Source organism: Bacillus sp. CD3-5 (assembly GCF_006349665.1).
Taxonomy (GTDB): domain Bacteria; phylum Bacillota; class Bacilli; order Bacillales; family Bacillaceae_G; genus Bacillus_A; species Bacillus_A paranthracis.
This window is the reverse complement of record NZ_VEPX01000007.1, coordinates 162,320-186,515: the sequence shown is the minus strand read 5'-3', so window position 1 is coordinate 186,515 and position 24,196 is coordinate 162,320. Positions and strand designations below refer to the sequence as shown.

Sequence of the window (24,196 nt, the reverse complement as noted above, 5' to 3'; positions counted from 1 at the left end):
ATTTGAGACCTTCCTTTTCATAAGGAGGGTCTTTTTTATATGGGGAAATAACATGTGAATAATTGTTATTTATTGGTGTAAATCGATTTTTATTGTGATAATTTAGAATTATATAATAAAAAGAGGGGATTGGATGGGGAGTAAAAAGAGGAAGCAAAAGCAAGCTAAAAGACAAAAGTACATAAAGAAAAAACAGGAACAGAATATACCTCTTTCAAAAAAAGTAGTTCTTATGATAGAAAAAACATTTCGGTATATTTGTATGGCTCTGTATGTAATTTTGTGTATGTATTCATTTGGAGTGTTTTACAGTTTGGAGATAACTCCTAATATTATTGAGAGTATTTTAGAATTTCTCCTTGTTGCAATACAATTAGTCTTATTCTCTGTACTATTTGATACAGTATGGCCTAGTCATGAAAGTAAGAAAGATAAGAAAAGAAAAAGGAATAAAAAATCTTCATCCGCTTCAAGTTCATCAAGCGGATTTGGTGACTATAGTAGCAACGATTGTAGCAGCTCAAGTGATGGTGGAGGAGATTGCGGAGGTGGTGGAGACTAAGTTAGTTTTTCAGAAGAACGACTAATGAAAGGGTGAGACGAAAGATGGAATCTGTGAACTTAATAGAATTAACAAAAGACATTCAAGATCAACATAAAAACTTCGTCGTTTCAAATGTAAATAGTCATTGCTTACGAATCGCTGTATTTACTGGTGAATACGATTGGCACTATCATTCTAATTCGGATGAATTATTTATTGTACTAGAGGGAGAATTACTTATCGATTTTGAAGATGGAGAAACAGCGGTTTTAAATCCGAATGATTCTATCTTAATTCCAGCATGCACGATTCATAGAACGAGAGCATTAAAGAGAACGGTAAATCTTTGTTTTGAACATATAGAGGCGGATACGATTAAAGTGGAGCAATTATGAAAAAATTATCTGTAGCTGAGTATAGAAAAATCCTTCCGATTTTAGAAAGCCATACAAAAACGACGACGTTTGCTTATGCGGTATGTGATCAAGTGATAGATGGTGATGTTTTTGTAAACGAGAAGTTAACAGCAGGACTAATTCGTACAGCGAATGGCATTTATTATTTATTTGGTCATACTGATGATCAAAATTACAACGAAGATTTATTTTCGTTTATAAAAAAGGCTATCGAAAAAACAGAGAAGAGATTTACATTGTTCTCTTCGAGTGACAAGTGGGAAATGATGATAGAAGAACGTTTTAGTCATGTACTTCGAAACATCCCGCGAATGAAGTTTCAAAGCGTAATCTTTGAAGAGAGAAAACGGGATTGTAACAAAAATACATATGAAGTGAAGCGTATTAATAGAAGATATATAGAACGAAGCAGTGAATTTACAGAGGAGTACTACAAAGAATATTGGGGATCAAAAGAAACATTTTTAAACGATGGTTTTGGATTTTGTATAGAACTAGAGGGAATAATTGTAGCGGAATGTGTTTCAATATTTAGTGGAAACGGATTTGCTGAAATTGATATTGTGACGCATAAAGCATATCAAGGGAAAGGGTTAGCTCAAGCTGTTGCGACGCGGTTCATTGAGCATTGCATGCAAAATGATATTACACCGTGTTGGGATTGTTATGTAGACAATATTTCTTCGCGAAAATTAGCTAGCAAATTAAGTTTTCATAATCCAATAGAATATAGATTATTTGTACGGAAGAAAACGGGGGAATAAAAATGAATGTGGAATTAACGAGATTTAAAGTGAAGCCTGGTAAAAGTCATCGTGTAGATGAATGGTTGCAGCTTCTGAATGACAATATGAAAGAAGTACTTTTGACATTAAACGACGAAAAGATGTACGTTGAGACAATTTTCCGGGAAATAAGAGATGGAGAAGAGTACTTATATTGGTATTCTGTGCAAGGAGAAGGCGGGGCTCTTGTCGAAAATTCTCATCATGAAATTGATAAAAAGCACTTGGAATTTTGGTATGAATGTATTGATGAGGAAGTACCGTCTGTTGAAATGAAAACAGAAGTCGTTATGATTCAAGATGTTGTGAAGGACGCGATGAAATAATAGAATAGTATTTTTGGGAGAAGCACATCAAGGTAGGTGTGCTTTTTTATCTTGAAAAAAACTTTGAAGAAAAGCTGTATTTAGATATCTTTAAGTGAAAAAAACGAGGGATATTAAAAAAATTTAGGGGAAACTATAACAAGGTGAAAACTTTAAACCAAAAAATCTACCCATATACGTTGTAGTTGTAACAGGAAAAACAGAGGATTTACAAAGTTTACAAGGAGCACCATATATTAAGGCTGCTGTTAGAGGTGTAACAGTTGAGAAATATTAATTACAGTCTATTAATGTGAATAATCAGAAAATTTATGTTATACTATGGGAAAAGGAGGTTTGTATGAGGCAAATACATGGAGCAATTTATATTTACATAACTATGTTTTTCGTGGCGATATCCTATGGATTAGGGCACGTGTATTCGCATCCTATACTAACTTTTTTAAGCGGAGCATGTATGGCGTTTGCGCTTCTTGTCCACCTTTTCTCAGTTTGGATCGTGAAATTTCAATTAAATATTAGTGAAATAGAAGAAGGCACTTTTTAAGTGGCCTTCTTTTTTTAATAATATTTTGGAAGCTCTTGTAGCAATTTTTCAATTTCGCATTCGGTTTCTTTACATATAGACAGTGTGCGTAGTCTGAAAAATAAGCTGCGTAAGAAAGATTTTATATTTCCGTATAAGTACTCATACGATTTAATATGTAATGTTTGTTTTTGGACGGGTAATTGAGCTACTAAATTATGAAGGGCTAATATGAGAGCTTCTTCCTTTAGACCATTTTGTAGCATTGCGACAATCGGATAAACGAGGCGCTCGTCTTCTTCATATTTGTAAATGAAACCTTTCGTACAATGACACAAACGTCAGAAGTTCATAAAGGAGCAAAGATTGAAATGAAATCATCTTGTATAAGTTGTGCGCCTTTATCTAAAGATGAACCGATAGAGGTTGTGATTAAATGGGATGATAAGTATGAGGAGAAGATGGTGTTAAATTTGAAATAGCCTTGAGTAAGGAGTTAAAAATGAATAGGTATATGAAAAAATTAATGTTTATAATTGTATTTCTAACCATATTATCAGCGTGTACTACAAAACGAGTAGAGCAAGTAGCAGTAAAAAAAGTACCTGAAGAAGGGTATGTCATACTAAGAGATGGTACGGTGTTTTTTATCGGTGGTAAAACGTTTGAAACGAAAGTAGAGCTGCAAAATTATATAGAACAACAAATGAATCAAGATTATCCATCACATATAGTACTAATTTTTAAGGATAAAGATGCATATGATCAATTAAAAACAGGGGATAAAATAAAAGTATGGTCTTCTCAAATGCTTGAAAGCTATCCCGCAAAAATGATTGTAGAGAAGTTTGAAGTAGTAGAGAAATAAAAAAGGCAGCACTCACGCTGCCTTTTTTATTATTTTACAAATTGTAATTCTTTCGGGAATTTCGTTAAAATTTCTGATCCGTCTTTTGTGATATAAATATCATCTTCAATACGAACACCACCTACGTTTGGTACGTAAATACCTGGCTCGATTGTGAAGACCATACCTTCTTTTAATGGAGACTCGTTACCAGCTTTTACATCTGGATATTCATGTACGCTAATTCCAAGTCCGTGACCAAGACGGTGCGGGAAGAAGTCGCCGTAACCTGCATCTGCGATAACAGAACGAGCAGCGTTGTCGATTGCGCCAAGTGTAACACCTGGTTTACATGCTTCAACTGCTTGTAGTTGTCCAGCAAGTACAGTGTTGTAAATGCGAGTTTGCTCTTCAGAAATGTCGCCAAATGCCACTGTACGTGTAATGTCAGAGCAATAACCGTCAATGATTACGCCTAAATCAAATAGTACGAAATCGCCGCGTTTCATTTTGTTTGCACCTGGAATACCGTGTGGAAGAGCAGAGTTTGCACCTGCTAATACCATCGTGTCAAATGACATTTTATGTATGCCTTTTGTTTTTAATTCGTGTTCAATAATTGCTAATACTTCTAGTTCGCTACGATCTTCTTTAATTGCATTTACACCAACTTCAACAGCATAGTCTGCCATTTTAGCTGCTTCGCGTAAAATAGAAAGTTCTTTTTCGTCTTTAATTAAACGAAGTTCACGAACTTTTTCCTCAGCTGACGTGAAAGCTGCATTTGGGAATAATTTTGTTAATTCTTCGTAGCGCTCTACGTTTAAATGTTCTTTTTCAATTGCAACTGCATTTGCATTGATACCGCGGTCTTTAATTGCTTTTGCAATCATATCCCATGGTCTGTCAGTATCAGTAAATCCGATAATTTCATGTGCCCAGCCAGCGTTACGTGCTTGGCCTTCTTCCATTTTAGGGCAAATTAAAATAGGTTCTTTCTCTTGGAATACAAACATACCAAGAAGTCTTTCGTGTGGTTCACAGTGGAAGTTTGTCATGTAGAAGACGTTCGGTGTAGAAGTTAAGAACGCAGCTTCAACGTTTTTTTCTTTTAGCCATTGCATTAAATTTTCTAATCTAGCATTCATCGATTGGCACCCCCGAGATATTTAATTACAAATATAACTTTAACTCGGAAGAAAGTGTTATGACAAGTAAATAGATGTTAGAAAAGACAGGGAATTGAAAAATCATGTAGAATAAAAAGTGAGAATGTAATAAGGGGAGGAATGTAATAATGAAAGTATCTTATCACGGGCATTCAGTTGTAAAGATTGAAACGAATGGAAAAGTAATTTTAATTGATCCGTTTTTAACAGGAAATCCAAAAACAGATTTAAAGGCTGAAGATGTAAAAGTAGATGCGATTCTTTTATCACACGGTCATGGTGATCATGTTGGAGATACAGTAGAACTTGCGAAGAAAAATAATGCGGTTGTAGTGGCACCATTTGAACTAGCGACATTTTTAAGTTGGCAAGGTGTAAATACACATCCGATGCATATTGGTGGTTCACATGAATTTGACTTCGGAAAAGTGAAGTTTACACAAGCATTCCACGGCTCTAGTTATATTGATGAAGAAAATAAGACGATTACATATACAGGTATGCCAGCGGGTATTTTATTTACAGCAGAAGAGAAGACTTTGTACCATGCAGGGGATACTGCTCTATTCTCTGATATGAAATTAATTGGGGAATTAAATAACATTGATGTAGCATTTTTACCAATTGGTGATAATTTCACAATGGGACCAAAAGATGCTGTTTTAGCAGCAAAATGGGTTCAGGCGAAAACTGTTGTACCGATGCATTACAATACGTTCCCAGTAATTGAACAAGATCCATATCAATTTGTCGAAAAGCTACAAAATTGTACAGGGAAAGTATTAGAAGCTGGAGAAAGTATTACACTATAAAAAAGAAACCCTTCATTTGAAACGACAAGTGAAGGGTTTTTTACGTGTGTAGGATAGTTTTTAATGGTTGTACTTGTTTTGATGATTCTTTTCTTTTTGGGAGTGGCTGTTCAGGTGTTTCATTCAATTCCATTGCAACTTTTTTCCCGTCTACGAAAGCTAACAATACAGCACCTACAACTTCTAATAATTTTTTCATCATGTATCCGCTCCTTTGTTTCATTTCTTGTCTTCATTGTATATGGAAGCGGCTGGACAAACTATCGAACGAGATGACAATACCATTACATTGTTGTAATAGAAGAAGTGGTGTAATGTAAGGCGTATTTTGTTATAAAAAAAATAGTACAGATATACAAAGAGAGAGTGTAACAGTTTTGAAAATATAGTATACTAAAAATACAACACATGAAGAATTTAGGGAAAAGAAAGTATGGTGAAACCATTTGGCTACCAAGCATAACCAAATTTTAGAACATATTAATAGCCTGCCAGTAGGGCATAAAATTTCTGTAAGGCAAATTGCAAAAGATTTGAGTGTAAGTGAAGGTACAGCTTATCGTGCAATTAAAGATGCAGAAAATAAAGGGTATGTTAGTACGATTGAACGTGTCGGAACAATTCGAATTGAACAAAAGAAGAAAGAAAATATTGAAAAGCTGACATATGCAGAAGTCGTTAACATTGTCGATGGTCAAGTACTTGGAGGCAGAGAAGGACTACATAAAACGTTAAATAAATTCGTAATCGGAGCAATGAAATTAGAAGCGATGATGCGCTATACAGAAGCTGGAAACTTACTTATTGTCGGTAATCGTACAAACGCACATCAATTAGCGTTAGAAACCGGAGCTGCGGTGTTAATTACGGGCGGATTTGATACGGAAGATCATGTGAAGAAATTAGCAGATGAATTAAAACTGCCGATTATTTCAAGTAGTTACGATACATTTACAGTTGCAACGTTAATTAACCGTGCGATTTACGATCAGCTTATTAAGAAAGAAATTGTACTCGTTGAAGATATTTTAACGCCAATTGAAGAAACGTTATATTTAAAGCCAGATGATACAGTGCAGCAATGGCATGCGTATAACGAAGAGACGATGCACGGAAGATATCCGATTGTTGATGAAAATAAAAAGGTGTTAGGTATTGTAACTTCAAAAGATATGATCGGTGTAGCGAAAGAAACACCAATTGATAAAGTGATGACAAAGCATCCGATTACGGTAAATGGAAAAATGTCTGTCGCAGCTGCGGCACGTATGATGGTGTGGGAAGGTATTGAGTTACTTCCAGTTGTTGATGAAGGAAATAAGTTGCAAGGTATTATTAGCCGTCAAGATGTACTTCAGGCGTTGCAAATGATTCAGCGTCAACCGCAAGTCGGTGAAACAATCGATGATATTGTAACGAATCAATTTATGACGCCGAAAGAAGCGAAAAATGAGCATCTATATCAATTTTCAGTGACACCGCAAATGACGAATTCAATCGGAACGCTATCTTACGGTGTATTCGCAACGATTGTGACAGAAGCAACGAATCGCGTTATTCGTGCGCAAAAGAAGAGCGATTTAATTGTTGAGAACTTAACAATTTATTTCGTAAAACCAGTTCAAATTGACAATGTTGTATCCGTTCATCCGAAAGTATTAGAAATTGGACGTAAATTTGGTAAGGTTGATGTAGAAGTACATCATGAAGGTAATGTTGTCGGGAAAGCATTGCTTATGGTGCAATTGATCGATAAATAAAAAGATGGAGCAAGCCGCTTTGGTTTGTTCCATTTTTTTAAAGAACGCTATAGTAGGGAGTTTTTAATTTAGTTAGCAACTGAATCTATCACGTTCTGTTTCATATTTATAAGATAAGGGCATGCAATCACTTGAAGATACTTGAATAATAATTGTGGAGGTGTCGAATGGGAGTAATCGTTCTCTTTTTGGGGGTAGTATTTGCAATAACTTTTCATGTGGTAACACATCGAAGAATGGATGCAAATAAAAAGAAATTGTATATGGTAAGTTTGGTTTTCGCTATTGTTTGTTCCGCTATCCCTACAACTGGAGAAAAGAAGAGTGATTTTCTTTACTTTGGTATACCAGCAGAAAATTTTATTTATTATGGCGGATGGGAAATTTCTTTTAATCCATTAGGCTTTTTTGTTAACTTTATTTTGTTTTATTTGGTTTTGAATGTATTATTTAAGCTACGTAAGAGTTCGGATAGAGAAGTGAAAAAATAGAAGGATATGTATTTCAGAACCATCCATTCGACTTGGGACCGCTTCAAGAATCTTTTATATGGCTGGAAAGATACTGTTAAGGCTCGATATTGAACCTATTAGAAAAGATCCTGGCGCTTTTATTCGGCGATATATTCAGTATGCTGAAAAAGAGTTAGGTGGAGAAACAGTTATATAAAGAAAAGACAGAATAGTAATTCAACTCAGTTGTATATTGTGTTATGATTATATTGTAAGAAAATGGATTCCTGAAAGGTGGTATGCATTATGTCATCAACAGTACTCTTTTTTGGTAGTATCGCACTATTTTACTTCCTTGTGATGATACCGATTCAATATTTATACTTACAAGGTTTACATGAAAAAAAGAAAAAAACAGGATTATCTCAGCGAGAACTATACGAAAAAATGTCTTTTGGGGAAGAACAATTACATCTTCATGTGCAAGGCAACCCATTTAATATACCATCTGCGTTTGTCGCATATATGATTTTGAAAGTTAGAGGACGTAAAAAAGCATCACAATGTTGATGCTTTTTTACGTTGCTTCATAGACTTCGGCTTCTTCAACTGCTAATGGTAAGAAATGTTTGTATTGGCGAAATCCATTAAAGGCACTTGCACTGCCGAATAGAACGAATAAGATACCAACGATAATACGAGCGGTTGAAAGTTCTAAAAAGAATTGGTTTATCCCGAAGAATAAGACGAATGAACCAAGTGCCATTGCGGATTTTCCTGAGAGCCAACCTTTCTCCATTGGGCGGTTTGTACGAAAGTATTTTGTTTTGTAGAAGAGGTACAACATAAATGAGACGATAATACAGAAGACTAATACTGGCATCATGCACACTCCCATCGCTTTATGAAAAAATAGTAGAGAAAAAAGAAATATCTAAACTTTCTAATTTTTATTATAAAGCAATTGTTCGCATGTATGAAATACTTTCCGTTATAATGGAGGATAAAGTGAGACTTTCATTAGTGTGGGGATGTTTCCGCGCTAATGATTAGCCCACATTCATTGGGCTTTTACTGCACGTTGAAGTGAAGAAGTTGAATAAAAAGGAGATTATACATATGCATGAGCAAATTTTAGGAGCAATTAAAGAGTTTGATACAATTATTATTCATCGTCATGTGCGTCCGGATCCAGATGCGTTAGGTTCGCAGGGCGGTCTTAGTACAATTCTACAAGAATCGTTTCCAGAGAAAAATATTTATACGGTTGGGTACAATGAACCGTCACTTGCATATTTACGAGTAATGGATGATATTGAAGATAGTGTATATGAAAATGCACTTGTTATCGTATGTGATACTGCGAACCAAGAACGTGTTGACGATCAACGCTATGCAAAAGGGAAGATGTTAATTAAAATTGATCATCATCCAAATGAAGATCCATACGGAGATATTACGTGGGTAGATACGACAGCAAGTTCTACAAGTGAAATGATTTATGAGTTTTACACGTATGGAAAAGATAAAGGATTACAGATAACAAAAGAAGCAGCTCGTCTTATTTTAGCAGGTATTGTTGGAGATACAGGTCGTTTCTTATTCCCGAATACAACAGCAAAAACACTTCGTTACGTAAGTGAGCTTGTTGACATGGGTGTGAAATTCACAGATTTATACAATGAAATGTATAAGACAAAAGAAAAAATCGCTCGTTTAAACGGTTATATTTTACAAAACTTTACGATGGTAGAAGAAGGAGCAGCTTACATTAAATTAACGAAAGGAGTATTAGAAGAATTTGATGTACTTCCTTCTGAGGCATCTGGCGTTGTTGGAGCACTTGGTAATATTGATGGATTAAAGGCATGGGTTTTATTTTTAGAGGAAGACGATGTGATTCGTGTTCGCCTTCGTTCAAAAGGACCAGTTATAAATAAATTAGCAATGCAATATAACGGCGGAGGACATCCGATGGCTTCAGGTGCAAAAGCATCTTCTTGGGAAGAAGCGGATCGTCTATTTGCTGATTTACGTGAGCTGTGTAGATAAGAGATTATATAGTAGAACAAAAAGAAGGAGCGGCGCTAAAGCCCTCCTTCTTTATTTTTCTTTCTCTATCGTAATACTAATTTCAAGCACTGTATCAAAAGATATCGTATCGACTTTGAAACGGTATAGCCGATCGTAATGTTTGTACGTTTTGTTTTCGATTACCTTTTTGAGTAGGTCTTTATTTTTTGCTATACTTTGAATGTTTTTCGTTAAAAGATGCTGGAGGTCATTATGGATAGATGTAGTCATATTTTCGAGTGTAAGATTATCTAAATCGTATTTTTCTCGATTTATAAGTTTTATTTTAATCTCTTGAATGGTTAAGAGCCGTTTATTTTCAGTATTTAATTTTTCTTGATCTTCGAGAAGGACGTGGAGCTTTGCTTCTTGTTTTTCTATAATTTCCCTTTGTTCTGCTATTTTACTAGCTTGTTCTTCTTGAAAAACACCGTATATGTACAAAAAAATAAACCAGCTCAACACACCTCCAACAGCAGCCCCAGCTAAAACTAAATACCATCTTTTTGCTGTATTGGCACTTGGTACTCTCATACATGTTCCTGCGTTAGCCATTTAATAATAATAAGACCGGTTTGCATACCACCCGTTGCGAAAAAAATAAGGAGAATTTGTTTTACGATATCTTTCATATCCCCGCCAAAGAAACTTCTTTCAAAGCTATAAAAAGTATCAAATGTTCCGCCAATCGCTGCAACGAGTGCCCAAATTCTTAAATTTTGGGCGAATTGATTAATGTAAGTGAGAGTTGGTTTTCCGATAAGAAATGCACCAAATCCACCAATTAATGAACCACCAAGTATAACCCCAAAGGCAATAAAATAACTAATAATAAGCAGAGAGAAAAAAGTGTGTTCTCTTACATCCATCGTCATTCCCCTTTCTTCTTCATATATATGGACAAAGTATAAGAAGTATGTTTTGATTTCCTCTTTCCTCTTCACCTATAATAAAAGTAGTCAAATAGGTAAAGAGAGGGTACAACAGTGAAGTTTGTGCATTTACAATGTCAAACCGTTTTTAGTTTATTAAAAAGTGCTTGTAAAATTGATGAACTTGTAGTTAGGGCGAAAGAGCTCGGTTATTCATCACTTGCTATTACGGATGAGAATGTTATGTATGGCGTTATTCCGTTTTATAAAGCATGTAAGAAACATGGTATACATCCTATTATCGGCTTAACAGCTTCTATTTTTAGTGAAGAAGAAGAAAAGCCTTATCCGCTTGTCTTACTTGCTGAAAATGAAATAGGTTATCAAAATTTATTAAAGATTTCTAGTAGCATTATGACGAAGTCAAAAGAAGGTATTCCTAAGAAATGGCTTGCACATTATGCGAAAGGATTAATTGCAATTTCACCAGGTAAAGATGGGGAAATTGAACAATTATTATTAGAAGACAAAGAGAGTCAAGCTGAAGAAGTAGCTCGCATGTATCGAAGTATGTTCGGTAATTTTTATATGAGTTTACAGCATCATGCGATTCAAGATGAACTGCTTCTGCAAGAGAAATTACCTGAATTTACGAGTAGGATAAATATTCCAGTCGTTGCAACAAACGATGTACGCTACATCAATCAAAGTGACGCACTTGTTCATGAATGCTTATTATCTGTTGAAAGTGGAACGAAAATGACGGATCCAGATAGGCCGAGGCTGAAAACAGATCAATATTATTTAAAATCATCAGATGAAATGGAAGCACTGTTTTCTCACGTAGAAGAAGCGATTTATAACACAGTAGAAATTGCAGAACGTTGCAGAGTAGAAATACCGTTTCATGTAAATCAATTACCGAAATTTCCTGTTCCAGCGAACGAGACGAATGACACGTATTTGCGCCGCGTTTGTGAAGAAGGGTTACAGAAACGTTATGGTACGCCGAAAGAAGTACATATAAACCGTTTGAATCATGAATTAAACGTGATTTCTAGTATGGGGTTTAGTGATTATTTCCTCATCGTATGGGATTTTATGAAGTATGCGCATGAAAATCATATTTTAACAGGGCCAGGACGTGGATCGGCGGCTGGATCACTCGTTTCTTACGTATTAGAAATTACAGATATTGATCCAATTGAATACGATCTATTATTTGAAAGGTTTTTAAATCCCGAACGTGTGACACTTCCAGATATTGATATCGATTTTCCAGATATAAGACGTGATGAGATGATTCGATATGTGAAAGATAAATATGGTCAGCTTCGTGTTGCACAAATTGTAACGTTTGGGACGTTGGCAGCGAAAGCGGCAATTAGAGATATTGCGCGTGTGATGGGGCTTCCGCCGCGAGATATTGATATATTCTCAAAACTTATTCCATCAAAGCTTGGTATAACGTTAAAAGATGCATATGAGGAATCGCAATCACTCCGTGAGTTTATACAAGGGAATCTTTTGCACGAGCGTGTGTTTGAAATTGCAAAACGTGTAGAGGGCTTACCACGTCATACGTCTATTCATGCAGCTGGCGTTATTATGAGCCAAGAGCCATTAACCGGGAGTGTTGCAATTCAAGAAGGACATAACGATGTGTATGTTACGCAATACCCAGCTGATGCATTAGAAGAACTTGGGTTGCTCAAGATGGACTTTTTAGGATTACGTAATTTAACGTTACTTGAAAATATTATAAAGTTTATCGTGCAAAAAACAGGGAAAGAAATCGATATAAGAAATTTACCACTTCAAGATGAAAAGACATTCCAATTGTTAGGTAGAGGGGATACAACAGGTGTATTCCAGCTTGAATCAGGTGGTATGCGAAATGTACTTCGCGGGTTAAAGCCGAATGAGTTTGAAGATATTGTCGCTGTTAACTCGTTATATAGACCAGGACCGATGGAACAAATTCCAACCTTTATTGAATCAAAACACGGAAAAAGACAAATTGAATATTTACATCCGGACTTAAAGCCGATTTTAGAAAGAACATACGGTGTAATTGTATACCAAGAACAAATTATGCAAATCGCGTCGAAGTTGGCGGGCTTCTCGCTCGGAGAAGCAGATTTATTACGCCGTGCAGTGAGTAAAAAAAATCGTGATATTTTAGATCAGGAACGTAAGCATTTTGTGCAAGGGTGTTTACAAAATGGTTATGACGAGACATCTGCAGAGAAAATTTACGATTTAATTGTAAGATTTGCAAATTACGGCTTTAACCGAAGTCACGCTGTAGCCTACAGTATGATTGGATATCAGCTTGCTTACTTAAAAGCGAATTATACGCTGGAATTTATGACGGCACTATTATCGAGTGCAATTGGAAATGAAGATAAGATTGTGCAGTATATACGCGAAACGAAGCGAAAAGGTTTTCATGTTTTGCCGCCGTCTCTTCAGAGAAGTGGTTACAATTTCCAAATAGAAGGAAATGCGATACGTTACAGCTTACTTTCTATTCGAAACATCGGAATGGCTACAGTGACAGCATTAATCGAAGAACGAGAGAAAAAAATGTTTGAAGATTTATTTGAATTTTGTCTGCGCATGCCATCAAAGTTTGTAACAGAGCGAAATTTAGAGGCGTTCGTCTGGTCTGGATGTTTTGACGATTTCGGTGTTTCGAGAACGAATTTATGGAAAAGTCTTAAAGGAGCGTTAGAGTATGCCAATCTTGCACGTGATTTAGGAGATGCTGTTCCAAAATCAAAATACGTACAAGGAGAAGAGCTCTCCTTTATTGAACAGTTAAATAAAGAGAAGGAAGTACTAGGTTTTTATTTATCAAGCTATCCGACAGCGCAGTATGTGAAGTTAGCGAAAGAATTAGAAATTCCATCTCTCGCTCAGGCGATGCGACATAAGAAAAAAGTACAAAGAGCTATCGTGTATATAACAAGTGTGAGAGTGATTCGTACGAAAAAGTTGCAAAAGATGGCGTTTATTACATTTTGTGATCAAAATGATGAAATGGAAGCAGTTCTTTTCCCCGAAACGTATATACATTTCTCAGATAAGTTACAAGAAGGAGCAATTGTTTTAGTTGACGGCATGATTGAGCTTAGAAATCATAAGTTGCAATGGATTGTAAATGGACTATATCCGTTAGAAGAAATGGATGCGTATGAGGAAAAGAAAGATGCGTCTGTTTACGTGAAATTGCCGTCTCAGTATGAGAAAAAGCTTTTAAATCAAGTTACTAAAATATTGTTTGACTATTCGGGTTTTGCGAAAGTACTAATTTATTATGAAAAGGAACATAAAATGGTACAATTATCTCGAAGTTTATCGATTCATCCAAGTGAAGAATGTTTAGGAGCACTTCGTGAAATTGTCGGGGAAGAAAATGTGGTTGTGAAAATATAATGGACAATTTCCCTACACTTCGATTATTATAGTAGTAGTGTTCGTGGTCAGACCACTTGGAGAAATTGATATCAGCAAGAATAATTTGAGGAGAGTGGATAGTTTGTCAACACTTCGTGAAGAAGCACTTCACATGCATAAAGTGCATCAAGGAAAATTAGAAACTGTATCAAAAGTAAAAGTAGAAAATGCAAAAGATTTAAGTCTTGCATATTCTCCAGGGGTTGCAGAACCTTGTAAGGAAATTTATGACGATAAAAGTAAGGTATATGAATATACAATGAAGGGAAATATGGTAGCAGTTGTGACAGATGGAACGGCTGTACTTGGTCTTGGTAACATCGGACCTGAAGCATCTCTTCCAGTAATGGAAGGTAAAGCTGTATTATTCAAGAGCTTTGCTGGTGTAGATGCATTCCCAATTGCCTTAAATACAAACGATGTAGATAAGATTGTTGAAACTGTAAAATTAATGGAGCCAACTTTTGGCGGCGTTAACTTAGAGGATATCGCAGCACCAAACTGCTTCATTATTGAAGAACGTTTGAAAAAAGAAACAAATATTCCTATCTTCCATGATGATCAACACGGAACAGCTATCGTAACAGTAGCGGGTCTTGTGAACGCGCTAAAACTAGTTGGAAAGAAAATGTCTGACATTAAAGTTGTCGCAAATGGCGCAGGTGCAGCAGGTATTGCAATTATTAAACTTTTATATCGCTATGGCGTACGCGACATTATTATGTGTGACCGTAAAGGGGCAATCTATGATGGTCGTCCTACAGGTATGAATCCGGTGAAGGATGAAGTGGCAAAATATACAAATAAGAATCGTATCGAAGGTTCTTTAGCTGATGTTGTACAAGGTGCGGACGTATTCATTGGTGTATCTGCAGAAGGTGCATTAACAGAAGAGATGGTTCGTACAATGAATGACGATGCAATTATTTTTGCAATGGCGAATCCAGTTCCAGAAATTATGCCAGAATTGGCAAAAGCAGCGGGCGCAGCTGTTGTTGGAACGGGTCGTTCTGACTTCGCAAACCAAGTAAATAATGTACTAGCGTTCCCTGGTATTTTCCGCGGTGCACTTGACGTACATGCGACACAAATTAACGAAGAAATGAAGATGGCAGCTGTACAAGCTATTGCTGAGCTTGTAGCAGAAGATGAGTTAAATGCAGACTATATCATTCCAGCACCATTTGACGCGCGTGTAGCGCCTCAAGTAGCAGCTTACGTTGCAAAAGCTGCAATGGAGACAGGAGTAGCTCGCCGTCAAGTAGATCCAAATGAAGTTGCTGAGAAAACAAAACAATTAGCGCTGATTGGAAAAGAATAAGCGAGGAATTTCCATTGACATCATCAAATACAAAAGTATATCTCGAAATTGTAAAAAAAATCCGTTCCATTATGGAAGAGGATGGATTGGTAGCAGGGGATCGTTTGCCGTCTGAGCGTGAGTTAAGTTCACGTTTAAACGTAGGACGTTCCTCTGTAAGAGAAGCGTTGCGTGCTTTAGAACTTGTAGGATTAATTGAAACGAGACGTGGTGAAGGGACGTTTATTCGAAACTTTTACGATAACGGTCTTGTACAATTGATTGCTCCGTTCTTGCTGCAAGATGAGAAAACAATTCGTGATTTATTACAAACAAAACGATTGCTTGAGAAAGATATGATTCGAATTGTATGTAATTTACCGAAAGAAATGTTTTCTAAAGTGCTAAGTAAATTACATCAAGTGCTTGAAGGAAATGAAAACTCAGTTCCAATGCTTCACCAAACGTTCTTTAAAACACTTATTGAACAAGTCGATAATTATTTACTATATCGCATTTGGATGATCGTAAATGATTACGTATCAACGCTTTCTTGTAAAGTTTCAGGAGATTCTATCGATATGTATAGAAAGCTTTACGCTATTTTGGAAGAAAAACAAGAAAATGATGCACTAAAAATTTACGATGAATTAGTAGAGAATATACAGTTTCACTCGTAATGTATAAAATTTGTCGAAATGACCATGACACGTTATGACAAACATTCTATCGCGTAGCGGTTAAAGTTAAACGTAAAGAGTGAGGTTATTAGACAGATTGAGAAGATAAGGCTAACATCAAACTTTGGTGTTAGCCCAATTTTCTTCTTACGCTAACCTTAGCTCTCAACGAAGGGGGTCAAATTGTGCTAAGAGATTTATTCGTGAAAAAGAAAAAGTACGCTGCAATACCTTCAGAACAAGTACGAAAAGATGTACCAGACGGCGTTATGACAAAATGTCCGAAATGTAAAAAAATCATGTATACGAAAGAGCTTCTAAAAAATTTAAAAGTATGTGTGAATTGTGGATATCATCATCCTATGAATGCATGGGAACGTCTTGATAGTATATTGGACGAAGGGTCATTCCGTGAGTATGACAAAGAAATGGTTTCGTTAAATCCACTCGAGTTTCCAGATTATGAAGAGAAACTAGAGAGCGATCGTAAGAAGACTGACTTGAACGAAGCAGTTGTAACTGGTGAAGGAACAATTGATGACATGCTTGTTGTTGTTGCAGTAATGGATTCTCGTTTTCGAATGGGGAGCATGGGCTCTGTTGTAGGAGAAAAAATTGCCCGTGCGGTTGAAAAGGCATACGACTTACAAGTTCCATTTATTATCTTTACTGCTTCGGGTGGTGCCCGTATGCAAGAAGGGATATTAAGTTTAATGCAAATGGCAAAAACAAGCGTAGCTTTGAAAAAGCATAGTAATGCAGGAGGATTATTTATTTCTGTTATGACTCACCCAACGACGGGCGGGGTTTCAGCGAGTTTCGCTTCACTTGGTGATTATAATCTTGCAGAACCAGGGGCGCTGATCGGATTTGCTGGTAGACGTGTAATTGAACAAACGGTGCGTGAGAAACTACCGGAAGATTTCCAAACGGCAGAATTCTTACTAGAACATGGTCAATTAGATGCGGTGGTACATCGTGATGATATGAGAGAATCGCTTCGTAAGATTTTAGAAGTTCATCAAGGAGGGGAAATGGCTGTATGGCAGAGCTAGAATTTGAGAAACCAGTTGTTGAGCTAAGAAATAAGATTCGTGAACTGAAAGACTATACGAAAAACAGCCAGATGGACTTCAGTGAGGAGATTCGTATTTTGGAAGACAAGCTAGAAAATTTAGAGGAAGATATATACGGCAATATGAAAGTATGGGACCGTGTTCAAATTGCTCGTCATGCAGAACGACCGACAACGCTCGATTATATTGAGCACTTATTTACTGATTTTTTTGAATGTCATGGAGATCGTCTATTTGGCGATGATGCAGCGATTGTCGGCGGCATTGCGAAGTATAAAGGGATGCCTGTAACTGTAATCGGGCATCAACGCGGAAAAGATACGAAAGAAAATATTCGCCGTAATTTTGGGATGCCTCACCCAGAAGGATATCGAAAAGCATTGCGTTTAATGAAGCAGGCGGAAAAGTTCAATCGTCCAATTATTTGTTTTATTGATACGAAAGGAGCTTATCCTGGTAAAGCTGCTGAAGAACGTGGTCAAAGTGAAGCGATCGCCCGCAATTTATTTGAAATGGCAGGCTTAACGGTGCCTGTTATTTGTATCGTTATCGGCGAAGGTGGTAGTGGTGGTGCACTAGGTCTTGGAGTAGGAGATTACATTCATATGCTAGAAAATTCCACTTATTCTGTTATTACGCCAGAGGGTGCAGCGGCAATTCTTTGGAAAGATGCAGGGAAAGCAAAGGAAGCTGCAGAGGCGATGAGAATTACAGCAGCAGATTTGAAAGAATTAGGTGTAATTGACGAAATTATTCCAGAGGCAAAAGGTGGAGCACACCGTAATGTTTTGAAACAGTCAGAAAATATAGATTTAATGCTTAGAAAAACTTTTGAACAATTAAACGGAATTTCGAAAGATGAATTAATCGAAAAACGTTATGAAAAATATATGAAAATTGGGCAAGTTTCGTTTTCAAACGCTTCCATTTGGATAAAATAAGAAAAGCGTGCGTTCCACTTCGCGAATGCACGTTTTTATTATGAAAAGACACATCTTCTCCATTGTATTTTTATATTTTTTCGTGTTATTTTATTATAAGGCAAATAATCTTTATGAGGTGAGTACAAATGAAACGTATTGGTGTATTAACAAGTGGTGGAGATTCACCTGGTATGAATGCTGCCATTCGTGCAGTTGTTCGTAAAGCGATTTTCCATGATATTGAAGTATATGGTATTTACCATGGATACGCTGGATTAATTTCTGGTCACATTGAAAAATTAGAACTAGGTTCTGTTGGCGATATTATCCACCGCGGTGGTACGAAATTATATACAGCAAGATGTCCTGAGTTTAAAGACCCAGAAGTACGACTAAAAGGTATCGAGCAATTAAAGAAACACGGTATCGAAGGACTTGTTGTTATTGGTGGAGATGGTTCTTACCAAGGCGCTAAAAAATTAACTGAACAAGGATTCCCATGTGTTGGTGTACCAGGTACAATTGACAATGATATCCCTGGAACAGACTTCACAATTGGTTTCGATACAGCTTTAAACACTGTTATTGATGCAATTGATAAAATTCGTGACACAGCTACATCTCATGAACGTACATATGTTATCGAAGTAATGGGACGTCACGCTGGTGATATCGCATTATGGGCTGGTTTAGCTGATGGTGCGGAAACAATCTTAATTCCAGAAGAAGAGTATGACATGGAAGATGTTATCGCTCGTCTGAAGCGCGGTAGTGAACGTGGTAAAAAACACAGTATTATCGTTGTAGCTGAAGGTGTTGGAAGTGCAATTGACATCGGTAAGCACATTGAAGAAGCAACAAACTTTGATACTCGCGTAACTGTATTAGGTCACGTACAACGTGGTGGATCACCAAGTGCACAAGACCGTGTATTAGCAAGCCGTCTTGGTGCAAGAGCAGTTGAATTATTAATTGCTGGTAAAGGTGGACGTTGTGTCGGTATTCAAGATAACAAACTTGTTGATCATGATATTATCGAAGCGTTAGCTCAAAAGCATACAATCGATAAAGATATGTATCAATTATCTAAAGAATTATCCATCTAATCGGCGTAATGTCGGATATTTGGGAACGGTTTCATAATTTTCGGAGGTGCAATATGCGTAAAACTAAAATTGTATGTACTATAGGTCCTGCTAGTGAAAGTATTGAAAAATTAGAGCAATTAATCGAAGCAGGTATGAACGTTGCTCGTTTAAACTTCTCTCATGGTAGCCATGAAGAACACGGCGCTCGTATTAAAAACATTCGTGAAGCTTCAAAGAAAACTGGTAAAACAGTTGGTATCTTACTTGATACAAAAGGTCCAGAAATCCGTACTCACGACTTCGTAGACGGACAAGCTGAGCTTGTAACAGGTGCAGAAGTAGTTATTTCGACTGAGCAAGTATTAGGTACTGCAGAGAAGTTCTCTGTATCTTATGCTGGTCTTTATGACGATGTAAACCCAGGTTCTCGCATTCTAATCGATGACGGTCTTATCGAGCTAGAAGTAATCGAAAAAGCTGACGGAAACATCCGTACAAAAGTTCTTAACAGCGGAACTGTAAAAAATAAAAAAGGTGTTAACGTACCAAACGTAAGCATTAAGCTTCCTGGTATCACTGAAAAAGACGTAAAAGATATCATCTTCGGTATCGAGCAAAAAGTTGATTTCATCGCAGCTTCATTCGTACGTAAAGCAGCTGACGTATTAGAAATCCGTGAATTACTAGAAGAGCATAACGCTCAATACATCCAAATCGTACCAAAAATCGAAAACCAAGAGGGTATCGACAACATCGATTCAATCTTAGAGGTTTCTGACGGTTTAATGGTAGCTCGTGGTGATATGGGTGTAGAAATTCCACCAGAAGAAGTACCATTAGTACAAAAACGTCTAATCAAAAAATGTAACGTGTTAGGTAAACCAGTTATTACTGCAACACAAATGTTAGATTCTATGCAACGTAACCCACGTCCAACTCGTGCGGAAGCAAGTGACGTAGCTAACGCAATCTTCGATGGTACAGACGCAATCATGCTTTCGGGTGAAACAGCTGCTGGACAATACCCAGTAGAAGCAGTAACAATGATGGCTAACATCGCAGTACGTGTTGAAAAGTCATTACAATATGAAGATATGTTCAAAAAACGTATTAAAGAGTTCACTCCAACAATTACAGATGCAATTAGCCAATCTGTTGCGCATACAGCACTTGCTCTTGATGTAGCTGCAATCGTAGCTCCAACAGAAAGTGGATATACTGCGAAAATGATCTCTAAATACCGTCCAAAATCTCCAATCGTAGCTGTAACATCTGACGAGCAAGTAGGACGTCGTCTTGCACTTGTTTGGGGTGTACAAGCATTTATGGCTGAGAAGCGCGCAGCTTCTACTGACGAAATGTTAGATACAGCGATTCAAACAGGTATGGATGCAGGTCTAATCGGACTTGGAGACACTGTAGTAATCACTGCTGGTGTTCCGGTTGCTGAAACTGGTACAACAAACTTAATGAAAATCCACGTTGTTGGTGAAGAAGTTGCTAAAGGACAAGGGATCGGTCGTAAAGCTGCAAAAGGTAAAGTAGTTGTAGCGAAAACAGCTGCTGAAGCTGTAGCAAACGTAAACGAAGGTGATATCCTTGTTACAACAAGCACTGATAAAGATATGATTCCTGCAATTGAAAAAGCTGCTGCTCTAGTTGTAGAAGAAGGTGGCCTAACAAGCCATGCGGCTGTTGTAGGTGTATCAATCGGTATTCCTGTTATCGTTGGTGTAAACGGCGTAACAGCAACTTTAAAAAATGGCCAAGAAGTAACAGTTGATGCAGCACGCGGAATTGTTTATAATGGACATGCGGAAGTGCTATAAGTAATACGGAGAGAAGGATCGGAGTCCTTCTCTTTTTTTTTTACACAAAAATGAGGTGAAACTAGCTTAAAACGTCTGAAATTGCTTTTAAAAGCTGTTTATTATGAAGTTTGATGGGAAAGTACGTTTAGCTTTTATATGGTGTATATGGACGTTGTGAGGGTGTTTAAAGTGATAGGATATGAAAGGAGTGTAGAACTATGAAGTGGTTACTATTCTTGTTTATATTAATACCGGCTATTGAGATTACAGTCTTAATTGGATCGAGTCATGTAATAGGTTTGTGGTCTACGTTCGCTATGATCGTATTTACAGGCGTTGTAGGTGTGTATTTGGCGAAAAGACAAGGGTTTAAAGTACTTGGAGAGATTCAATCTAAGTTGAATAGAGGAGAAATGCCAGGAGCAGCGGTTTTAGATGGTATTTTTATCTTTGTAGGGGGTATTCTTTTAGTGCTTCCTGGATATGTAACGGATATAATAGGTTTTATCTTTGTTGTCCCTATGACGAGGGCTTTATTGAAGCCGTTTGTTATGAAGTGGATGGAATGGAAGTTTAGAAAAAACTCAACTATTATTGTGCAGAAATAGTGCTTAGATTATAGCGATCTAAGCACTATTTTTTTTGTCTGTAAAAGGATGAGAGAGTGGTTAAAGTTCAGTTAATGAAAGATGTGTTTTAATATGCGGTGAATGTGACGGTTGATAATCGATGGGGATAGGATCCTTTAGATTAAAGTTTTACTTTGTTGTATTTGTTGTGTATTTTTTCGATTGGATATGTGATTTGGGAGTTATTAGCTCTGAATCAGTGTGTTTAAAGTGGGAATCTGAACTTAAGATTGTTTTTTGTATGTAAAAAAGAATGAATTGGAATGAAAAAAGTTAAATAAGAATAGGTAAATGGTCAGTTTAAGTCTCATTCTATGCCGATTTGTATATTTATTTATTTACATAAAAAGTAATAAATGTAAGTAATAAATATAAAATTATTAGAATAAATATGTAAAAATACCACGAAATATGCGTTTTTTATGCGAAAAACAAGAGAATTATCCTGTTTTTAGGGTAATTCTCTTGTTGTGTGTAATGAGTATGAAAAATAAGTACAAGGAATAATAAGTGGGGAATTTCCACTGATTATATGTAAGTTTTTGGTTGTGTATGAATTAGAAACTATTATTTTGAAGGTGAGCCTTTAATATATTTCCACAAATCATGGAATACACGAGCTTTGTGTAATGTATTAAGTAGTACTAAGGTGACTGGACCGATGATTAATCCTAAGAAGCCAAAGAGCTTAAAGCCGACAAATAGAGCAATCAGTGTTGCTAATGGATCAAGGCCGATATTAGATGAAAGTACCTTTGGCTCCATAATTTGTCTTTGGACAATCACGACGATGTATAAAATGAGAAGACCGATGGCGAAGGCGGTGTCGCCAGTGAAAAATACGTATATAACCCAAGGAACGAAGACAGCTCCTGTTCCTAAATACGGGAGTAAATCTACAACCCCTGTAATAATCGCGATAGTAATGGCGTATGGTACGCGTAATATTAAAAGTCCGATTAGTACAATAACAGTTGTCATAGATACGAGTGTAAGTTGTGCTTTAACAAAACCGAATAAAGCTTTTCTTAAATCCACAAAAATAGTTTTTCCATAGCCATGAACACGGTTGGGCAAAAACTTTCTTACTTTCTGAGCAAGACGATGCCAATCGTAACTAATGAAGAAAGTGGCTAATAAAACGAATACAAGTACAGTTAAAGTAGTTGGTAGTGCACTAATGAAATTTGTTAACCCGCTTATAATAGCGGTTAAAAGTTCTTTCATTTGCGTCGTTGCTTCGGTTCCTAAGTTTTGAATGTTTTGTGTAATCGTATAGCGCTGCGGTTCCCCAAGATGATTAAATTTAGAAATTAAATCATCGTAGAGAGGCATAATATGATTAAGTGCAAACTGCTGAGCGAATGCAACGATATCCGGAAATTTTACTGTAACAAGTTGTAGTAAGTATGTTGTAGCAGATATTGCTTCTGTTACAAGGTATGTAACGAGTCCGACGATAGCTCCAAATACGAGAATTAAGCTAACGAGTACTGCGAGTGCGCGGGGGAATTGTAGTTTTTGATTAAGAAAATTGACGACAGGATTAATCAAATAAGCAAATGCGAAAGCGATAATAAAAGGATAGATAAGTCCTGACATATATAGTAATGCATAGAACCCGGCTACCGTAGCTACAATGACAAATACGAGTCGCAATATCATATATAGTAAGTTTCGATTCAAAGATGTATACCTCCCATTCCAATTTGGATTATCCTAATTCGTTCAACTTATAACGAGTGTACCCCACTGATTAAAGTTTCACTTTATGTTATAGTGGAATGATGGATTTTTCCTGCTTTTTCAGTATGTGAGTGACTGTGAAAGCTTGCTGTTGATGCTTCTACTATATGGTAAAAACTTCATTTTCTCTTCTTTTTATTTTACCTGTTTCTAATTAGAAAAGAAAGGAGAGACGCCCGTTTTTTAAAATGTATACATGCTTACATTTGGATGGTGAAAGTCTCAGTTTTTCATTTTAAAATGCATAAAAAAATGAAGTGATTCATGTTGGATAGGCATCGATATAGCATGTATAACGATAGGTTTAAAGGTATTTTGGTTTGGAAATGAGTTCATTATTTTCAGAAAGGAAGTGCAAACATGATTAGTCAGTCAACGTTATTTTTATTCATACTACTTATTATAGGACTTATTGCGAAAAACCAATCGCTTACTGTAGCTATTGGTGTGTTATTTCTATTGAAATTTACGTTTCTAGGAGATAAAGTCTTCCCTTATCTACAAACGAAAGGGATTAACCTCGGTGTTACGGTTATTACAATAGCAGTACTCGTACCGATTGCAACGGGGGAAATAGGTTTTAAACAACTTGGGGAAGCAGCGAAATCGTATTATGCATGGATTGCTTTAGCTTCAGGGGTAGCAGTTGCTCTGTTAGCGAAAGGTGGCGTACAATTATTAACGACAGATCCTCATATTACAACTGCACTCGTTTTCGGGACAATTATAGCAGTTGCTTTATTTAATGGGGTCGCTGTAGGTCCATTAATTGGGGCTGGAATTGCCTATGCAGTTATGAACATTATACAGATGTTTAAATAAAGAATTTTATAGTAATATAAAATTTTTGAATTCTTTCTGTTCACAAAAGTCAGATAATTGTTTATAATAGGATTAGA

At 36.5% G+C, this 24,196-nt stretch carries 26 protein-coding genes and 3 pseudogenes; 22 read left to right on the top strand and 7 right to left on the bottom strand.

Features of this window, described 5'->3' with window-relative positions:
• The first annotated feature begins 133 nt into the window (after positions 1–133).
• The 5 genes from FH036_RS15890 to FH036_RS15870 all read left to right on the top strand — a co-directional run bounded on the left by FH036_RS15890 (position 134) and on the right by FH036_RS15870 (position 2,618).
• Positions 134–562, top strand: coding sequence for a hypothetical protein (locus tag FH036_RS15890; RefSeq protein WP_000534957.1), 429 nt, complete (start codon positions 134–136; stop codon positions 560–562).
• Positions 563–606: 44 nt separating this feature from the next.
• Positions 607–939 carry a cupin domain-containing protein gene (locus tag FH036_RS15885; RefSeq protein WP_070806947.1) on the top strand — a complete coding sequence of 111 codons (333 nt, stop codon included), beginning with the start codon at positions 607–609 and terminating at the stop codon, positions 937–939.
• Positions 936–1,724 carry a GNAT family N-acetyltransferase gene (locus FH036_RS15880; RefSeq protein ID WP_139895980.1) on the top strand — a complete coding sequence of 263 codons (789 nt, stop codon included), beginning with the start codon at positions 936–938 and terminating at the stop codon, positions 1,722–1,724. Before FH036_RS15885 ends, FH036_RS15880 begins: the two co-directional genes overlap by 4 nt.
• 2 nt (positions 1,725–1,726) lie before the next feature.
• On the top strand, positions 1,727–2,071 hold the full coding sequence (locus FH036_RS15875) for a DUF6176 family protein (protein WP_001100203.1): 345 nt from the start codon (positions 1,727–1,729) through the stop codon (positions 2,069–2,071).
• A gap of 340 nt (positions 2,072–2,411) precedes the next feature.
• Positions 2,412–2,618: a hypothetical protein gene (locus FH036_RS15870; protein ID WP_001248905.1), complete on the top strand. Its 207-nt coding sequence runs from the start codon at positions 2,412–2,414 to the stop codon at positions 2,616–2,618.
• Between the two features lie 14 nt (positions 2,619–2,632).
• On the opposite strand, the pseudogene FH036_RS15865 reads toward FH036_RS15870, so the two are convergent.
• Positions 2,633–2,908: pseudogene (locus FH036_RS15865) on the bottom strand (DUF2785 domain-containing protein); the annotation flags it as partial.
• On the opposite strand from FH036_RS15865, the pseudogene FH036_RS27645 reads away from it, so the two are divergent.
• Positions 2,900–3,079 (top strand): annotated as a pseudogene (locus FH036_RS27645) (hypothetical protein); the annotation flags it as partial. The pseudogenes FH036_RS15865 and FH036_RS27645 overlap by 9 nt on opposite strands.
• Before the next feature lie 20 nt (positions 3,080–3,099).
• Positions 3,100–3,465 carry a DUF3221 domain-containing protein gene (locus tag FH036_RS15860; RefSeq protein ID WP_044790636.1) on the top strand — a complete coding sequence of 122 codons (366 nt, stop codon included), beginning with the start codon at positions 3,100–3,102 and terminating at the stop codon, positions 3,463–3,465.
• A gap of 29 nt (positions 3,466–3,494) precedes the next feature.
• On the opposite strand, the gene pepQ is transcribed toward FH036_RS15860, so the two are convergent.
• On the bottom strand, positions 3,495–4,592 hold the full coding sequence (gene pepQ / locus FH036_RS15855; protein ID WP_000994042.1) for a Xaa-Pro dipeptidase: 1,098 nt from the start codon (positions 4,590–4,592) through the stop codon (positions 3,495–3,497).
• 149 nt (positions 4,593–4,741) lie between these two features.
• Here pepQ and FH036_RS15850 point away from each other — a divergent pair, with 149 nt between their 5' ends.
• Positions 4,742–5,425, top strand: coding sequence for a metal-dependent hydrolase (locus FH036_RS15850; protein ID WP_000868941.1), 684 nt, complete (start codon positions 4,742–4,744; stop codon positions 5,423–5,425).
• A 40-nt stretch (positions 5,426–5,465) separates the two neighbouring features.
• Here FH036_RS15850 and FH036_RS27155 read toward each other — a convergent pair whose 3' ends face one another.
• The gene (locus FH036_RS27155; protein ID WP_044790635.1) at positions 5,466–5,627 is read right to left on the bottom strand and encodes a hypothetical protein; all 162 of its coding nucleotides are present in this window, start codon (positions 5,625–5,627) and stop codon (positions 5,466–5,468) included.
• 244 nt (positions 5,628–5,871) lie between these two features.
• On the opposite strand from FH036_RS27155, the gene FH036_RS15845 reads away from it, so the two are divergent.
• The 4 genes and pseudogenes from FH036_RS15845 (at position 5,872) to FH036_RS15835 (ending at position 8,207) form a co-directional block, all read left to right on the top strand.
• A complete protein-coding gene (locus tag FH036_RS15845) occupies positions 5,872–7,185 on the top strand; it encodes a CBS domain-containing protein (protein ID WP_000201583.1) in 1,314 nt (437 codons plus the stop codon).
• Positions 7,186–7,352: 167 nt separating this feature from the next.
• A complete protein-coding gene (locus FH036_RS15840) occupies positions 7,353–7,676 on the top strand; it encodes a hypothetical protein (RefSeq protein WP_139895979.1) in 324 nt (107 codons plus the stop codon).
• 10 nt (positions 7,677–7,686) lie between these two features.
• A pseudogene (locus FH036_RS27565) lies at positions 7,687–7,854 on the top strand (phosphotransferase enzyme family protein); the annotation flags it as partial.
• Positions 7,855–7,943: 89 nt separating this feature from the next.
• A complete protein-coding gene (locus FH036_RS15835) occupies positions 7,944–8,207 on the top strand; it encodes a DUF3949 domain-containing protein (RefSeq protein ID WP_000099739.1) in 264 nt (87 codons plus the stop codon).
• A gap of 7 nt (positions 8,208–8,214) precedes the next feature.
• Here the strand turns inward: FH036_RS15835 and FH036_RS15830 are convergent, their stop codons facing one another.
• Entirely contained in the window at positions 8,215–8,520 is a 306-nt protein-coding gene (locus FH036_RS15830; protein WP_044790633.1) for a YtpI family protein, read from the bottom strand.
• 236 nt (positions 8,521–8,756) lie between these two features.
• Between FH036_RS15830 and FH036_RS15820 the strand changes: the two genes are divergently transcribed.
• The gene (locus FH036_RS15820; RefSeq protein WP_206703574.1) at positions 8,757–9,689 is read left to right on the top strand and encodes a DHH family phosphoesterase; all 933 of its coding nucleotides are present in this window, start codon (positions 8,757–8,759) and stop codon (positions 9,687–9,689) included.
• A gap of 51 nt (positions 9,690–9,740) precedes the next feature.
• On the opposite strand, the gene ytrI is transcribed toward FH036_RS15820, so the two are convergent.
• Positions 9,741–10,244 (bottom strand): sporulation membrane protein YtrI, encoded by a 504-nt coding sequence (ytrI, locus tag FH036_RS15815; protein ID WP_001265736.1) that lies wholly within the window; start codon positions 10,242–10,244, stop codon positions 9,741–9,743.
• Positions 10,241–10,654: a YtrH family sporulation protein gene (locus FH036_RS15810; RefSeq protein WP_001998397.1), complete on the bottom strand. Its 414-nt coding sequence runs from the start codon at positions 10,652–10,654 to the stop codon at positions 10,241–10,243. Before FH036_RS15810 ends, ytrI begins: the two co-directional genes overlap by 4 nt.
• A 42-nt stretch (positions 10,655–10,696) precedes the next feature.
• Here FH036_RS15810 and dnaE point away from each other — a divergent pair, with 42 nt between their 5' ends.
• The 8 genes from dnaE to FH036_RS15770 all read left to right on the top strand — a co-directional run bounded on the left by dnaE (position 10,697) and on the right by FH036_RS15770 (position 21,530).
• Positions 10,697–14,023, top strand: a complete 3,327-nt coding sequence (gene dnaE, locus FH036_RS15805; RefSeq protein ID WP_139895978.1) for a DNA polymerase III subunit alpha — start codon at positions 10,697–10,699, stop codon at positions 14,021–14,023.
• A 133-nt stretch (positions 14,024–14,156) separates the two neighbouring features.
• A complete protein-coding gene (ystJ, locus tag FH036_RS15800; protein WP_001970845.1) occupies positions 14,157–15,365 on the top strand; it encodes an NADP-dependent malic enzyme in 1,209 nt (402 codons plus the stop codon).
• Positions 15,366–15,379: 14 nt separating this feature from the next.
• On the top strand, positions 15,380–16,024 hold the full coding sequence (locus FH036_RS15795; RefSeq protein WP_000204431.1) for a FadR/GntR family transcriptional regulator: 645 nt from the start codon (positions 15,380–15,382) through the stop codon (positions 16,022–16,024).
• 185 nt (positions 16,025–16,209) lie between these two features.
• Complete coding sequence (gene accD, locus FH036_RS15790) at positions 16,210–17,079, top strand: acetyl-CoA carboxylase, carboxyltransferase subunit beta (RefSeq protein ID WP_000942861.1); 870 nt, start codon at positions 16,210–16,212, stop codon at positions 17,077–17,079.
• A complete protein-coding gene (gene accA / locus FH036_RS15785; RefSeq protein WP_000818794.1) occupies positions 17,067–18,041 on the top strand; it encodes an acetyl-CoA carboxylase carboxyl transferase subunit alpha in 975 nt (324 codons plus the stop codon). The genes accD and accA overlap by 13 nt, the downstream gene beginning before the upstream one ends.
• A 128-nt stretch (positions 18,042–18,169) precedes the next feature.
• The gene (gene pfkA / locus FH036_RS15780) at positions 18,170–19,129 is read left to right on the top strand and encodes a 6-phosphofructokinase (protein WP_000821163.1); all 960 of its coding nucleotides are present in this window, start codon (positions 18,170–18,172) and stop codon (positions 19,127–19,129) included.
• A gap of 53 nt (positions 19,130–19,182) precedes the next feature.
• Positions 19,183–20,940, top strand: coding sequence for a pyruvate kinase (pyk, locus tag FH036_RS15775; protein WP_001232661.1), 1,758 nt, complete (start codon positions 19,183–19,185; stop codon positions 20,938–20,940).
• A gap of 200 nt (positions 20,941–21,140) precedes the next feature.
• Positions 21,141–21,530: an FxsA family protein gene (locus FH036_RS15770; protein WP_000871625.1), complete on the top strand. Its 390-nt coding sequence runs from the start codon at positions 21,141–21,143 to the stop codon at positions 21,528–21,530.
• A gap of 588 nt (positions 21,531–22,118) precedes the next feature.
• Here FH036_RS15770 and ytvI read toward each other — a convergent pair.
• A complete protein-coding gene (gene ytvI / locus FH036_RS15765) occupies positions 22,119–23,237 on the bottom strand; it encodes a sporulation integral membrane protein YtvI (RefSeq protein ID WP_001081397.1) in 1,119 nt (372 codons plus the stop codon).
• A 420-nt stretch (positions 23,238–23,657) separates the two neighbouring features.
• Between ytvI and FH036_RS15760 the strand changes: the two genes are divergently transcribed.
• Entirely contained in the window at positions 23,658–24,119 is a 462-nt protein-coding gene (locus FH036_RS15760) for a DUF441 domain-containing protein (RefSeq protein ID WP_000625506.1), read from the top strand.
• The last annotated feature ends 77 nt before the right edge of the window (positions 24,120–24,196 follow it).